The 14,210-nt window shown below is 71.7% G+C and carries 11 protein-coding genes; 5 read left to right on the plus strand and 6 right to left on the minus strand.

What is annotated here, in order from left to right; translation table 11 throughout:
- Positions 1 to 310: 310 nt before the first annotated feature.
- Positions 311 to 1,498 (plus strand): acyl-CoA dehydrogenase family protein, encoded by a 1,188-nt coding sequence (locus ACFYZR_RS21340; RefSeq protein WP_391912518.1) that lies wholly within the window; start codon positions 311 to 313, stop codon positions 1,496 to 1,498.
- A 34-nt stretch (positions 1,499 to 1,532) separates the two neighbouring features.
- Positions 1,533 to 2,375 carry an NAD(P)H-binding protein gene (locus tag ACFYZR_RS21345; protein WP_391912520.1) on the plus strand — a complete coding sequence of 281 codons (843 nt, stop codon included), beginning with the start codon at positions 1,533 to 1,535 and terminating at the stop codon, positions 2,373 to 2,375.
- 91 nt (positions 2,376 to 2,466) lie between these two features.
- Here ACFYZR_RS21345 and ACFYZR_RS21350 read toward each other — a convergent pair whose 3' ends face one another.
- Positions 2,467 to 4,962, minus strand: coding sequence for a BTAD domain-containing putative transcriptional regulator (locus tag ACFYZR_RS21350; RefSeq protein ID WP_391912521.1), 2,496 nt, complete (start codon positions 4,960 to 4,962; stop codon positions 2,467 to 2,469).
- 500 nt (positions 4,963 to 5,462) lie between these two features.
- On the opposite strand from ACFYZR_RS21350, the gene ACFYZR_RS21355 reads away from it, so the two are divergent.
- The gene (locus ACFYZR_RS21355) at positions 5,463 to 5,951 is read left to right on the plus strand and encodes a pyridoxamine 5'-phosphate oxidase family protein (RefSeq protein ID WP_391912522.1); all 489 of its coding nucleotides are present in this window, start codon (positions 5,463 to 5,465) and stop codon (positions 5,949 to 5,951) included.
- 21 nt (positions 5,952 to 5,972) lie between these two features.
- On the opposite strand, the gene ACFYZR_RS21360 is transcribed toward ACFYZR_RS21355, so the two are convergent.
- The 4 genes from ACFYZR_RS21360 to ACFYZR_RS21375 all read right to left on the minus strand — a co-directional run bounded on the left by ACFYZR_RS21360 (position 5,973) and on the right by ACFYZR_RS21375 (position 10,041).
- On the minus strand, positions 5,973 to 6,875 hold the full coding sequence (locus ACFYZR_RS21360; RefSeq protein WP_391912524.1) for a BTAD domain-containing putative transcriptional regulator: 903 nt from the start codon (positions 6,873 to 6,875) through the stop codon (positions 5,973 to 5,975).
- 78 nt (positions 6,876 to 6,953) lie between these two features.
- On the minus strand, positions 6,954 to 8,159 hold the full coding sequence (locus tag ACFYZR_RS21365) for a PP2C family protein-serine/threonine phosphatase (RefSeq protein WP_391912526.1): 1,206 nt from the start codon (positions 8,157 to 8,159) through the stop codon (positions 6,954 to 6,956).
- Positions 8,160 to 8,619: 460 nt separating this feature from the next.
- Positions 8,620 to 9,429, minus strand: coding sequence for an Fpg/Nei family DNA glycosylase (locus ACFYZR_RS21370; RefSeq protein ID WP_391912528.1), 810 nt, complete (start codon positions 9,427 to 9,429; stop codon positions 8,620 to 8,622).
- Positions 9,430 to 9,552: 123 nt separating this feature from the next.
- On the minus strand, positions 9,553 to 10,041 hold the full coding sequence (locus tag ACFYZR_RS21375; protein WP_391912530.1) for a ribose-5-phosphate isomerase: 489 nt from the start codon (positions 10,039 to 10,041) through the stop codon (positions 9,553 to 9,555).
- Positions 10,042 to 10,221: 180 nt separating this feature from the next.
- On the opposite strand from ACFYZR_RS21375, the gene ACFYZR_RS21380 reads away from it, so the two are divergent.
- Entirely contained in the window at positions 10,222 to 11,685 is a 1,464-nt protein-coding gene (locus ACFYZR_RS21380; protein WP_391912532.1) for an amino acid permease, read from the plus strand.
- Positions 11,686 to 11,759: 74 nt separating this feature from the next.
- On the opposite strand, the gene ACFYZR_RS21385 is transcribed toward ACFYZR_RS21380, so the two are convergent.
- Positions 11,760 to 12,359, minus strand: coding sequence for a biotin transporter BioY (locus ACFYZR_RS21385; RefSeq protein WP_391912906.1), 600 nt, complete (start codon positions 12,357 to 12,359; stop codon positions 11,760 to 11,762).
- A 300-nt stretch (positions 12,360 to 12,659) separates the two neighbouring features.
- Between ACFYZR_RS21385 and ACFYZR_RS21390 the strand changes: the two genes are divergently transcribed.
- Positions 12,660 to 14,066, plus strand: a complete 1,407-nt coding sequence (locus ACFYZR_RS21390) for an amino acid permease (RefSeq protein ID WP_391912534.1) — start codon at positions 12,660 to 12,662, stop codon at positions 14,064 to 14,066.
- Positions 14,067 to 14,210: the final 144 nt, after the last annotated feature.

Below are 14,210 nucleotides of genomic sequence, written 5' to 3' on the forward strand. Positions count from 1 at the left end.
CGGCTCTCCCCCCGGGGCCGGCTTCCCACGGCGCCCTGCCCCGGCCGCACTCGATGCCCGGGGCAGGGCGCTTTTTCATTTCCCGTCCGGTAACTTCGGCCGGTAACCCGTCCGGTTACCGGCCGAAGTTACCGGACGGGTTACCGGTTGAATTACCGGACGATTTCTCCTTGCCGCACCCTGCCGCAAAAGCACCCGCAACCCGATTGCCACCCCATTCCTCCCCCGAGGAACTGCCGTTACCGGCACATGACTCCCCCTCGAAAGAATCGGATCACACGGAAAAGCCGATAACTTTCTTTCTGGAGGCATGATGTCCACCACCGACAGCGCCGCCGTCGCCGCCGTACTCGAGGAGGTCACGGCCCTGGCCGCCACGCTCCGTGCCGGCGGCGCCGAGGCCGAGGAGCGGCGCTGGGTTCCGGACGAGAACATCGAACTGCTCGACAAGGCGGGCGTGTTCCGGCTGAGCGTCCCCCGCCGTTTCGGCGGTCTTGAGGCCCCGGTCGCCGATGTGACCCGGATCGTGTCCGAGATCTCGCGCGCCGAGACCGCCACCGGCTGGGTGTCGATGATCTGGGTGTCCAGCGCGTGGGTGCCGAGCCTCTTCCCGGACGAGGCCCAGGAGGAGGTGTACGCGGGCGGCTCCGTCCGCGTCTCCACGGGCTTCACGCCCACCGGTACCCTCACCCCCGCCGAGGACGGCGGCTACACCCTCAGCGGCAGCTGGAAGTGGATCTCCGGCTGCCGGGGCACCGACTGGGCGCTGCTCGCGGCCCTGCTGCCCGGCCCGGACGGCACGCCCGCGCCGGCCGCCGCCCTGGTGCCCGTCTCCTCGCTGTCCATCGCCGACGACTGGCACGCCTCCGCCGCCGCGGGCACCGGCAGCTCCACCGTCACCGCCGACGCGGTCACGGTGCCCGCCCGCCGCGTCATCAGCCTCCTGGACGTGCTCGCCGGCACCACCGGCGACCGTGCCAACACCGGTGCCACCGGCCGCAACTACGCGTTCATCCCGTTCTTCATGGCCCTGGGCGCCTCCGCCTACCTCGGGCTCGCCAGGGGCGCGTACGAGCTCTTCCTGGAGCGGCTGCCCGGACGCGGCATCACCTACACCTCCTGGACCGACCAGAGCCAGTCGCCGGTCACCCAGATCCAGGTGGCCCAGGCGGAGAACAAGATCGCGGCCGCCGAGGCCCTCCAGGAGGCCTGGCTGCGCGCGCTCCAGGAGCACGCGGACGCGGGCACGCTGCCCTCCGTCGAGGAGCGGGCCGCGGCGCGCGGCAAGGCGGCGTTCGCCATCGAGCTCGCCAAGCAGGCCGTGGACGAGCTCTTCGAGGCCGCCGGCGCCTCCGTGATCATGCGGGACGTGGCCTTCCAGCGGTTCCACCGCGACATGCGGGGCCTGGCGCTGCACGCGCTGTTCGCCTACCGCACCAACCAGGAGGTGCACGGCCGCTCCCTGCTGGGCCTCGCCCCCGACACCCTCTTCCTCTGACCGGGCCCGTCCCGACGGAAAGGCAGTTGTCACCATGACGGACAGAAAGATCGTGGTGCTGGGCGGTACCGGCAAGACCGGTCGCCGCGTGGTGAACGGGCTGCGGGAACGCGGCGCGAAGGTCCGCGCGGCGAGCCGTTCCGGCGAGGTCCGCTTCGACTGGGACGACGCGGACACCTGGGAGCCCGCCCTCGCGGGCGCGGACGCCGCCTATCTCGTCGACCGCCAGGACAAGCCGGGCGAGTGGGACGCGGAGGCCCAGATCCGCGACCTGACGAAGCACGCGGTCGACCTCGGCGTCCGGCGGCTGGTGGTCCTCCAGGCCCGTGTCACCGACACCGTGGGCGGCAAGTCCCTGGTCGCCGGCGCACGGGCGGTCCGGGAGTCCGGCGCCGAGTGGACGCTGCTGCGCCCCAACTGGTTCGCCCAGAACTTCGACGAGGGCGTGCTGCTGGACGGCGTCCTCGCCGGTGAGCTGGCGCTGCCCGCGGGCAGCGGCCGCGAGCCGTTCGTGGACGCCGAGGACATCGCCGCCGTCGCGGTGACCGCGCTCCTGGAGGACGGCCACGGCGGACAGGTCCTCGAGCTGAGCGGGCCCCGCGCCCTGGGCTTCGAGGAGGCCGTCGGCGAGATCGCCCGGGCCACCGGCCGCACCGTGCGCTACACCCCGGTCTCCCACGGGGACTACGTCGCCGAGCTCGTCTCGTACGGCGTCGCGGAGGACTACGCCGTCTTCGTGGCCGACCTCGTCGCCACGATCCGGGACGGCAGGAACGCCACGCCCACGGACACCGTCGAGCGGGTGCTGGGACGGCCGCCGCGCGACTTCTCGGAGTTCGTGGCGCGGGCCGCCGCCAATGGGGCCTGGAACGGCTGAACGACTGAATGGCCGAGCGGCTGAACGAGGCGGTGGCCTCCCCCGGACGACGCCAGGGGGAGGCCACCGCCTGTGTGCCATACGTCCTATGTCACACGGCGATCCGCCCCTCGCAGGGCGCGCCCGGCACGGCCATGTGCGGTTCGGGGCGCGTGCCGGCCCGGGGCGTCAGTGTGATGGTGACCGCGCGCCGCATGCTGCCCGCCCAGCACGGATTGCGGCGCACCAGATCGGGCCGGGCGGTGACGACGACGAGGAGCGCCGCCGAGTCGTCCGCCCCGGTGTCGGCGAGCGACTCGACGCAGCCGAGCAGTTCGTCCCCGGCCAGGTGCATGTCGTCCACGGCCACCACCAGCGGCTCGACGCGGGCCGCCCCGACCGTGAACTCCCGCCACGCGTCGAGGACGTCGCCGGCCTCCGGGCGGCGCAGGGCGGCGCCCACGGGCGACAGCAGCGGCAGCAGCCGCTCGTACAGCCTGCGCTGTTCACCGGCGTCGGACGTCTGCCGCCGCAGGGCGGCGGTCAGCTTGTCGTGGGCGGTGTCGATGGAGTCGCCCGGCAGGATGTCGCAGCACTCGGCCAGGACGAGGGCCGGGAGCGCCAGGGGGCCCGGATCGTCGTCGGGCGGATAGGCGGTGATGATCCGCACCGGTGCCCTGGTCGCCTCCAGGGCCCTGCCCTCGAAGTCGGCCAGGAAGCGGGTCTTGCCCGACCCGGGCTCGCCGAGCACGGTCACCAGATGGGACAGGCCGCGCAGCCGCGACCACTCCAGTAGCCCGGCCACCAGGTCGAGTTCGTGGTCGTGGTCCCCGACGGCCGCGAGGCGCGCGTACGCCCGCAGCGCCCCGGGCTCACCCCGCACGCCCAGGACCTCCCACGCGTCCTGTCGGCCGGAGGCCCTGCGCAGGTGGAGGGTGGCGGAGATGTCGCGGCGCGTGGTCCCGCACACCCACACCCGGCCGTCCGGCACCCGCGCCAGCAGGGCCCGGCCCTCGTCGAGGAGGGTCCCGACGACCGTGGGCCGCGCCGCGTCGGCGCCCCCGGCGCCGTCGCCGCCCGGCAGCCGTACGAGCGCGGGCCCCGAGGTCACGGCGGCGATCACCACCGCGCCGCCGTCGGCGCCGCACCTGGACCGTACGGCCAGCGCCGCGCGGACCGCCCGCTCGGCCGCGCCCCGGGGGTCGTCGATGCCGAACAGCGCGAGGGCGATGGAGCCGATGTTCGTCACGAACGTGCCGCCGCAGCGCTCGACCTCCTCGCGGATCAGGCTGCCGAGCCCTTCGAGCGCGGAGTCGGCGGTGCCGGGGTTCGCGGTCCGCCAGCCCACCGGGCGGGCGCACAGCAGGAGGGCGCTGACCGTCATGCGTTCGGGCGCGCCGCCGCCGGTGACGGGCGCGCTGCCGCCGCCCGGCAGCGGGGCGGCACCCGGGGCGCCCAGGTACGCCACCGGGGTCCCCTGGCCGGGCGCCAGGCCGGATGCCACCCCGAAGGCGGAGCCTGGCGCGGCGCCGGGCGCCGTGCCAGGCGCGGGGCCGGCTGACAGGCCGGACATCGGACCGGACGTGGAACCGGGCATCGTGCCGGGCGCGGAGCCGGACGGCAGGCCCGGCGCGGAACCCGGCAGTACGCCGGGCATCGCTCCGGACGCGGAGCCGGGCCCCGCTCCGGGTGCGAAGCCGGGCGGCAGGCCAGGCATCGCACCGGACGCCAGGCCGGATGTGGAACCGGACGGCAGACCCGGCGCGGAGCCCGGCAGTGCGCCGGGCGTCGGACCGGACGTGGAGCCGGGCATCATGCCAGGCGCGGAGCCTGGCGTCAGGTCGGACATGGAGCCCGACGACAGGCCGGTGACCGGGCCGCCCGGGCGGGCCGCCGTGGTCCCCGGGCCGGTGGACTGCCCGTACGTCAGGCCGGGCACCTGACGCCCCACCGCACCGGACGTCACCGGGGCCCCCGCAGGGACCCCCGCAGGGACCGCCGCCGTCGGCGGAGTGTGCGGTACGGGGCCGCGGGCCCCGGGCGCCAGCAGGGACGGGTCGTGCTGAAGGATCGCGCGCTGGAGCATCCGCAGTCCTTGCCCCGGCTCCAGGCCGAGGCCCTCGCCCAGGGCGGCGCGCACCCGGTCGTAGAGGTTGAGGGCGTCGGCCTGCCGTCCGCAGCGGTAGAGCGCGAGCATCAGCTGCGCCGAGGACCGCTCCCGGTGGGGCTGGCCCTCGACCATCGCCTCCAGCCGCCCCAGGACCATGTGGTGGCGCCCGCAGGCGAGTTCCGCCTCGAAGAAGTCCTCCAGCGCGTCCAGCCGCGCCTTCTCGGCCGCGGTCAGCTCCGGCCAGGCGATGCCGGTCTCCACGAGGTCGGCGAGGACGGGCCCGCGCCACAGGTCCAGCGCCTCGCGCAGCAGGGCCGCGGCGGCCTCGGGGGCCTGTGCGGCCAGTGCGGCACGGCCGTCCGTCACCCGCTGCCGGAAGACGAAGAGGTCGACGCGCGCGGGGTCGACCTTGAGCATGTAGCCGGGCGCCTTGGTGATCAGTTCCGCGGTGTGGACGCGGGTTCCGTCGGCGGTCAGCAGGCCGCGAAGGGCCCACACCGCGTTCTGGAGGATCTTGCGTGCGGTGGGTGGCGCTCCGTCACCATCCCATAGTGAGCTGACGAGTTCGCTGGTCGGGACGACTCGGTTGGCCTGAAGCAGAAGTGAGCCCAGAGTGGCCCGTTGTTTCGTCCCGCCCAGTACCACCGGCACGCCGCCCGAAAGGACTTCCAACGGCCCCAGCAATCTGAAATCCATGGATTCCCCAACCCAAAAGGACGTCACCTGACCGGGCGTGGACGGACGGCACCGGCCGGCCACATGCCCGGTGGAGAGTGCTATTGGGCGGCCATGATGGCAGCGGTCTCTTGAGGTTCTCTTGATGTTCGGGGCCGTCCGCCGGTGCGGGGCGCGCGGTACCCCGGCAGTGCGTGGGTGAGGTGAAAGTGCCTCCTTCCGCAGCGGGTTCGGGCCATGCATGCTGACGGCGGACAGGACGTGCACACCGTCTCGATCCATGACGCTTCACCATGACCCATGACGACTGCCGAGGATCCGCTGTGGCCACCAAAGTTGCGACGTTCTCCGAAATCGAGGACAAGTTCTTCGAATACATCCGGGACATCGTCTACTGCACAATGATCACCGTCGACCGGAAGGGGCGGCCCCGGGCACGGGTGCTGCTGCCCATATGGGAGGTGGTCGACGGCCGGCCGGTCGGCTGGCTCGCCGCCTACAAGACGCCGGTCAAGGCCGCGCACCTGGCGAACAACCCGCACACCACGTACTCGTACTGGAACCCGCGCCAGAACGCGGTGTTCATCGACAGCGTCTCCACCTGGGCGACGGACCCGGAGACGCGGGAGTACGCCTGGGACCTCTACCGGAAGGGCAGCCCGGCCGGGGTCGGCTACAACCCGCGCAACTTCTGGCGTGAGGGTCCCACCGACCCCAAGTACCACGTTCTGCGGATAGACCCTTGGCGGGTACAAGTACTGCGCGGTACGGATTTGACCAGCAGGATTTGGACAGACGATGCGCAGCGCTGAGCCGCACCGCACCCCGGAATGTCAGGGCGCGAGCTCGGGCCGGCAGGGCCGGCGCCAGGCGAGGCCCGCGGGCGGCGGGCCGCCCATGGAGGCGGTGCGCTGCGGCGGCCGGCGCGACGCCCCGGCGGCCGCCCGCCGCGCCGGCCCGCCGGCGCCCTGCGGGGACGCCGGGGACGCGGCGAGCACCTCCTGGTGCAGCCGCTGGATCTCCCAGGAGGGGTCCAGGCCCAGTTCGTCCCAGAGGATGCGGTGCATCTGCCGGTACGCCTGGAGCGCCTCGGCCCGGCGCCCGGCCTGGTGGAGGGCCGCGATCAGCTGGCCGTGGAAGGACTCGTTGAGCGGGTACTCGTGGACCAGCACCCGCAGTTCGGCGATGGCGTCGCGCTGCCGGCCGAGCGCGGCCCACACCTCGATGCGCAGTTCCAGGGCCCGGACCCGGATCTCCTCGAGGCGGGCGATCCGGCTCGACAGCACGTCGCCCGTGGGCACGTTCACCAGCAGCGGCCCCCGCCAGATGTCGAGCGCCCGGTCGAGCGCGGCCTCCGCGCTCTCGTGGCGGCACGCCCGGACGTCGTCCCTGGCCTGTGCCACCAGCCCCTCGAACACCTTGATGTCGACGGCCTCGGGGTCCACCCGCATCGTGTACCCGCCGGGCCGCAGCGTCAGCAGCGGGTCACAGCCCGCGGGGCGGCCCTCCTGCGCCAGCAGCTTGCGGGCGTGGTGGATATAGGTCTGCACGGTGTTCAGGGCACTGCGCGGGGCGTCGCCCTGCCACAGCTCACGGATGAGGGAGTCGGTCGTCACGATCTCATTCGCCCGTATCAGCAGGAGGGCCAGCGTCTGCGAGACCTTGGGCGTCCCCGCCCGGCGGACCACGCCATCCTCGGTCACGATCTCGAACGGGCCGATCAGTCTGAACCTCACGACGCACCTTCTTCTCCTGGGCTGGCCCCGAGGGTAGGCGCAAATGGCCGGAATCTTGCTTATCGGATGTCTAGAGTGTCACCTTGCCGGACGGACGGTTTGTTTTTCGTTGAACGGCGGCTTCCGGCTCGCCGGCACCGCGCCCGTCTCCCGGCAGATGAGCAGCAGGGCGCGGTCGTCGTTGACGTCCTTGGCCACCGCCTCGATCAGGTGCCAGGCCGCGCCGTGGAAGCCCGAGGTGACGTAACGGTCGGCCTCGCCCGTGAGGCGGTCCATGCCCTCCGTCAGCTCGCGCTCGTTCGTCTCCACCAGGCCGTCCGTGAAGAGCATCAGGACGTCGCCGGGGCGCAGGGTGCCCTTCACGGGGTCGAACTGGGCGCCGTCGTAGACGCCCAGCAGGGGGCCCTCGGCGGCCTTCTCCTCCCAGCGGCCCGTGCCGGCGCTGAGCTGGAGGCCCGGCAGGTGGCCGGCGGAGAGGAGCTCGTAGTCGCCCGTCTCCAGGTCGAGGACGAGGTGGACGGAGGTGGCGAACCCCTCGTCCCAGTCCTGGCGCAGGAGGTAGCCGTTGGCGGCCGGGAGGAAGGCGTGGGGCGGGAGGGAGCCGAGGAGGCCGCCGAAGGCGCCGGAGAGCAGCAGGGCCCGCGACGCGGCGTCCATGCCCTTGCCGGAGACGTCCGTCAGGACGACCTCCAGGGTGCGGCCGCCGTTGGTGCGCGCGGCCACGACGAAGTCGCCGGAGAAGGACTGGCCGCCGGCCGGGCGCAGCGCCATCTCGCGGTGCCAGCCCCGGGGCAGCTTGGGGAGCTTGCTCTGGACGCGGATGCGTTCGCGGAGGTCGAAGAGCATCGTTCCGCCACGTCTCCAGGGGACCCCGACCCGGCTGCGGAACTGCGCGATCAGCAGGCCGAAGAAACCGACCGCCGCCACCACGAGGATGGTGCCGGGGGTGACCCGGTCCGCGCCGTGGTGGGAGGGGTTGTCGAGGAGCGCCGACTCCATGATGAGGGCGGCGGCCGACGCGGCGTACAGGCCCAGCAGGCTCGCGGGGCGCAGCAGCAGGCCGCCCGCGACGATGGGCAGGACGAGCGCGGCCGGGGCGCACCACTCGGGCTGGGCGACGGTGCCCCAGGCGAGGGCGGGGACGGCCAGCAGCAGGGCGGTGAGGGCGACCGAGTCGGAGCCGTCGCCCCGGAAGTAGTCGACACCGGCTTTGCGCATGCTCGTGCGGGCCCGGTGCAGTGCTTTGCGCATCCGGGCCGTCGGGGTCTCCGCACCGCCAGTCATTGCATCGGGACCTTATCCACCCATTCGGCGGTGCGTCGATTCACGCCGCGCCGACACGGCTGCCTTCGGAGCGCCGGGTCAGCACCCAGAGAGCAACCATATGCGAGATTCGTTCGCTTGAGCGGGATTGCGTCGCTGGTCATGGGTTATGACGACGGATCCACGGGTACTGCGCCCGGCCGACGGGGATCAATGGTGCGGCGCCTTTGAACCGGCACGGGCGTGGAATCGCGACACAGGGAATTCACGCGCGTGTCGGCGCCCCACATGTGCGGCTTGTCATACCGGAAGTCCCGTCAGTCACAGACGTCTCATACGCAACAGATGGTGTACGGATCCGCTTGTCGGCGCCCGATGACGCGCGCACCCGCGCGCGAGGAGATTACGCGCGATCACGCGCGCCGGGTCACCACCCGTGCCGACCGCTACGCCTGTCGGCCATGCCTGTTGGCAGGACGGGCTATGCCTGTTGGCAGGACGGGCACCAGAAGAGGTTCCGGGCGGCCAGGTCCGCGGTGCGGATCCCGCCGCCGCAGACGAGGCACGGCCGGTCCGCGCTGCGGTAGACGTAGACCTCGCCGCCGTGGTCGTCCACGCGCGGCGGGCGGCCCATGGCCTCGGGGGTGTGCTCGGGGCGCACGGTGTCGATGCGGTTGTTGCGCACGCCCTCGCGCATGAGGTCCACGAGGTCCGCCCAGATCGCGTCCCACTCGCGGCGGGTCACGTCACGGCCGGCGCGGTACGGGTCGATGCCGTGCCGGAAGAGGACCTCGGCCCGGTAGACGTTGCCGACGCCCGCGACGACCTTCTGGTCCATGAGGAGGGCGGCGACGCTCGTCCGGCTGCGGGAGACCCGGGCGTAGGCGCGCCCGCCGTCGTCCTCGGGGCGCAGGGGGTCGGGGCCCAGGCGGTCGTGTATCGCCTGCTTCTCGCCGTCGGTGATCAGCGCGCAAGTCGTCGGGCCGCGCAGATCCGCGTACGCGGTGGTGTTCGCGAGGCGGAGGCGGACGGTGTCCGTGGGGGGCGGGGCCGCACCCTCGCCCCAGGTGTACTTGCCGAAGAGGCCCAGGTGGATATGGACCCAGCCGGTGGCGGCGAAGCCGAGGAAGAGGTGTTTGCCGTGGGCTTCGGCGGTCTCCAGGATCTGGCCGTCTATCAGCGCCGCGCTGTCGGAGAACTTGCCCTGGGGGCTGGTCGCGCGGACCGGGCGGTCCGCGAACGCGTTGTGGTGGTCCGCCGCCAGGCGGTGGATCGTATGCCCTTCGGGCATGGGTGTCCTCCCGGACGGCTCGTTCTTCCGCCGCTTCGCGGCGGGCCTCCCCCACCCGCCCGCCCGATTACCCGGCGCCGTCGAGGCGCCCACGGGTCTTCTGGGCGGGTGGGGGATCCTCCGTCAGTCCTGCTGCGGGTGGTGCGGCGGGATGGCCGGGAGTTCGCCCGTGGTCTCGTAGCGGCTCAGCATCTCGATGCGGCGCGTGTGACGCCCGTCACCGGAGTACGGCGTGGCCAGGAAGATCTCGACGAACTTCGTCGCCTCCTCCTGCGAGTGCATCCGCGCGCCGACGCTGATCACGTTGGCGTTGTTGTGCTCGCGGCCGAGGGAGGCCGTCTGCTCGCTCCAGGCCAGGGCGGCCCGGACGCCCTGGACCTTGTTCGCGGCGATCGCCTCGCCGTTGCCCGAACCGCCGATCACGATGCCGAGGGCGTCGGCGTCCGCGGCGGTCTTCTCGGCCGCGCGGAGGCAGAAGGGCGGGTAGTCGTCCTGGGCGTCGTAGATGTGGGGACCGCAGTCGACGGGCTCATGGCCCTGGGCCTTGAGCCACTCGACGAGGTGGTTCTTGAGTTCGTAGCCGGCATGGTCGGAACCGAGGTACACGCGCATGCGTCCGAGTGTGGCACGAACGCGGAGGCGGATCGATCAGCAGGGGGCGACGGCACCCCATGGTGACTCTCGGTGAACACAACGAAATGGATTCGGGTCTTCCTAAAGGCGGCATCAAAAAGTTCTAATGCGGTGGCTCGCAACCCGAGACCCAAAGGAACAACCCGAAGGAACGTGCAGATGAGCGCGACACCGCCGACCATGACGAAGGGGTCGACGACCGGCGATCCCGGCAACGCCCCGGCGCAGGGCGGGGACGGCCTCAAGGCCGGACTCAAGAACCGCCACCTGTCCATGATCGCCATCGGTGGTGTCATCGGCGCGGGCCTCTTCGTGGGTTCCGCGTCCGGCATCGCCGCCGCCGGTCCCGGCATCCTGATCTCGTACGCCCTCGTGGGCGCGATGGTCGTCTTCGTGATGCGGATGCTCGGCGAGATGGCCGCCGCCAACCCCACCTCCGGCTCCTTCTCCGCCTACGCGGACAAGGCGCTGGGCCGCTGGGCCGGTTTCACCATCGGCTGGCTGTACTGGTTCTTCTGGGTCGTCGTGCTGGCGGTCGAGGCGACCGCCGGCGCCAAGATCCTCCACGGCTGGGTCCCGGGCGTGCCCCAGTGGGGCTGGGCCCTGATCGTGATGCTCGTCCTCACGGCCACCAACCTGGCCTCGGTCAGCTCCTACGGCGAGTTCGAGTTCTGGTTCGCCGGCATCAAGGTCGTGGCGATCGCCGCGTTCGTCGTCATCGGTCTGCTCGCCGTCTTCGGCGTGCTGCCCGGCTCCGACAACCCCGGCAACGGCTTCGACTTCCTCACCTCGCACGGCGGCTTCCTGCCGCACGGCCCCGGGGCGATCCTCACCGGTGTGCTGATGGTCGTCTTCTCCTTCATGGGCAGCGAGATCGTCACCCTGGCCGCCGGTGAGTCCGAGGACCCGCAGCGCGCGGTGACCCAGGCCACCAACAGCGTGATCTGGCGCATCGGCGTCTTCTACCTGGGCTCGATCCTCGTCGTGGTCTCCCTGCTCCCCTGGGACTCCAAGGAGATCGCCGAGAAGGGCAGCTACGTCGCGGCCCTCGACTCGATCGGCATCCCCCACGCCGGCCAGATCATGAACGTGATCGTGCTGACCGCCGTGCTGTCCTGCCTGAACTCGGGCCTCTACACCGCCTCCCGCATGGCCTTCTCCCTCGGCCAGCGCGGCGACGCCCCGAAGGCCTTCGCCAAGGTCAACGCCCGTGGCGTCCCGCAGGCGGCGATCCTGGGCTCGGTCGTCTTCGGCTTCATCTCGGTCGGCTTCAACTACCTGTGGCCCGACACCGTCTTCAAGTTCCTGCTGAACTCCTCCGGTGCCGTCGCCCTCTTCGTCTGGCTGGTCATCTGCATCACGCAGCTGAAGATGCGCGGGGTCATCCTGCGCGAGATGCCGGAGAAGCTCGTCGTCCGGATGTGGCTCTTCCCGTATCTGACCTGGGCCACCATCGGCATGATCGTCTTCGTGCTGGGCTACATGGTCGTGGACGGCGGCGACAACCGGGAGCAGGTCCTGCTCTCCACCCTCGTGGGCGTCCTGGTCCTGGCCGTCGGCCTGGTCCTGGACCGGCGGCGCAAGGCGGCCAAGGCCGTCGAGGCCGCCCCGGCCGCCGAGTAGTCGAGCGGTAACGGATACGGGCCGGGCCCGCACCCCCTCTCGGGGTGCGGGCCCGGCCCGTACGTATATAGGTGTCAGCCGCGGCGGCCCAGCAGCTTCCACGCCGCCGGGAGCGCACCCATCGCCAGGGCGGCCTTGAGGACGTCACCGATCAGGAAGGGCGTCAGACCCGCCGCGACGGCCTCGCCGAACGACATGTGGGTGGCCAGCGCCAGGTAGGGGACGCCGACCGCGTAGATGATCGCGGAGCCCAGGGCCATGGTGCCGGCGGTGCGCAGCACGGAGCGGTCGGCGCCGCGGCGGGCCAGGGTGCCCACGACGGTCGCGGCGAGCAGCATGCCCAGCACATAGCCGAAGGACGGGAAGGCGGCGCCGGAGCGGGCCTCGGCGAACCACGGCATGCCCGCGACACCGGCCATGGCGTACAGCGCCAGGGCCATGAAGCCGCGGCGGGCGCCGAGCGCGGTGCCCACCAGCAGGGCGGCGAAGGTCTGGCCGCTGACCGGGACCGGGGAGCCGGGGACGGGCACGGTGATCTGGGCGGTGAGGCCGGTCAGCGCGGCGCCGCCGACGATCAGGGCGGCGTCGCGGACGCGGGCCCGGCCGGCCGTGGAAGCGGGGAGCAGGTCGGCGAGGACCGTACCGGTCCGGGGAAGGGTGGCGGCGGTGGCCATCGGTACTCCGCTGGTGGTGAGGGACGGGTGGGACACGCCGACGTTAGCCGAGCGTAAACACCTTGGGCACCGGGCGGCGGTGACAAAGGCCGGGGCCCGGTCCTGTCGGGTTCCGAGCGGGTGAGGGGCGGAGTACGCACTGTTGGCGGCGGTTTCACCTGTAAACGTGATGCTCGTCACGGAGTGCGAGTGGAGCTTGGCCGGTGGCCCCCGCCCGGGAGACTCTGGACCCTATCCTTTGCGCGCGTTTGCGTTCTTGCAGATGCGCACAACTTCGCAAGACCCGAAAGAACGAGCTCCATGCACGATGCACCGCCCGTCGTCGAGCCACTCGCCGGCGAGAAGGAACCGCTTGCGGCGGGTCTGAAGCAGCGCCATCTGACGATGCTCGGGCTGGGCGGGGTGATCGGCGCCGGGCTCTTCGTGGGCTCGGGCGCCGGGATCGCGGTCGCCGGGCCCGGGATCATCCTGTCCTATCTGCTGGCCGGCGGGCTTGCGATGCTGGTCATGCGCATGCTGGGCGAGCTGTCGGCGGCGATGCCCGCGTCGGGTGCCTTCTCGGTGCACGCGGAGCGAGCGCTGGGCCGCTGGGCCGGGTTCTCGGTGGGCTGGCTCTACTGGTTCCTGCTGGTGGTCGTGCTCGCCGTGGAGGCCTCGGCGGCGGCCCGGATCGCCCATGGCTGGGCGCCGGGGGTGCCGCAGTGGGGCTGGGTGCTGCTGTTCATGGTCGTCTTCACTGCTGCCAACCTCGCGGCCGTGAAGAACTTCGGTGAGTTCGAGTTCTGGTTCGCCGCCCTCAAGGTCGGCGCGATCGTGCTCTTCCTCGCCCTGGGCCTTCTTGCGATCTTCGGCGTACTGCCCAACACCGACGCCGTCGGCATGACGAACCTCACCGGCCAGGGCGGGCTGCTGCCGCACGGCTGGGGCGGGGTGGTCTCCGGTGTGCTGGCCGTCGTCTTCGCCTTCGGCGGGATGGAGGTCCTCACGATCGCGGCCGCCGAGTCCGACGACCCGGCGCGCGCGGTGGGCCGGGCGGTGCGCAGCGCGATGTGGCGCATCCTCTTCTTCTATGTGGGCTCGATGCTCGTCATCGTCACCCTTCTGCCCTGGTCGTCGCTGAAGCCCGGGGAGAGCCCCTACGTGGCCGTGCTGGACCGCATCGGGGTGCCGGCGGCCGGACAGATCATGAACATCGTGGTCTTCGTGGCGCTGCTGTCCGCCCTGAACGCCAACCTCTACGGCTCGTCCCGGATGGTCTTCTCGCTCGCCGAGCGGAAGGAGGCCCCCCGCGCGCTGCTGAAGGTCTCGGCGGGCGGAGTGCCCCGGCGGGCGGTGCTCGCCTCGGTCGCGTTCGGCTTCGCCTCGGTGATTCTCAATCTGGAGTGGCCGGATTCGATCTTCCAATATCTGCTGAACGCGGTGGGCTCGGTCCTGCTCTTCGTCTGGGGCCTTATCGCCGTTTCCCAGTTGCGGCTGCGCCGGCGGATCGAGCGCGAGACGCCCGAGCGGCTGACCCTGCGAATGTGGTGCTTCCCCTATCTGACCTGGGTCGCGCTGGCCGCGATGGCCGCCGTGCTGGTGCTGATGCTGACCGACGACGCGGCGCGTCCGCAGTTGCTGTGGTCGGCGGGCGCGACGGCCGCGGTGGTCGTGGTGGCCCTGCTGCGCGACCTCCGGCAGCGGTCCTCGGTGACCGCCGGCCGCTGAGGAATTTCGTTTCTGCCGAAATGTCAGTCGCGGAAGGTCACATGTCTGTCTGAATACCGGACAGATGTGTGAAGGGTGTTGTCCTCGGCCAACCTGACCTCCACACTGAGGCAACTTTTCCGCTCACACCCAACGGGGCTTTTA

Source organism: Streptomyces sp. NPDC001678 (genome assembly GCF_042892945.1).
In the GTDB taxonomy this organism is placed as follows: domain Bacteria; phylum Actinomycetota; class Actinomycetes; order Streptomycetales; family Streptomycetaceae; genus Streptomyces.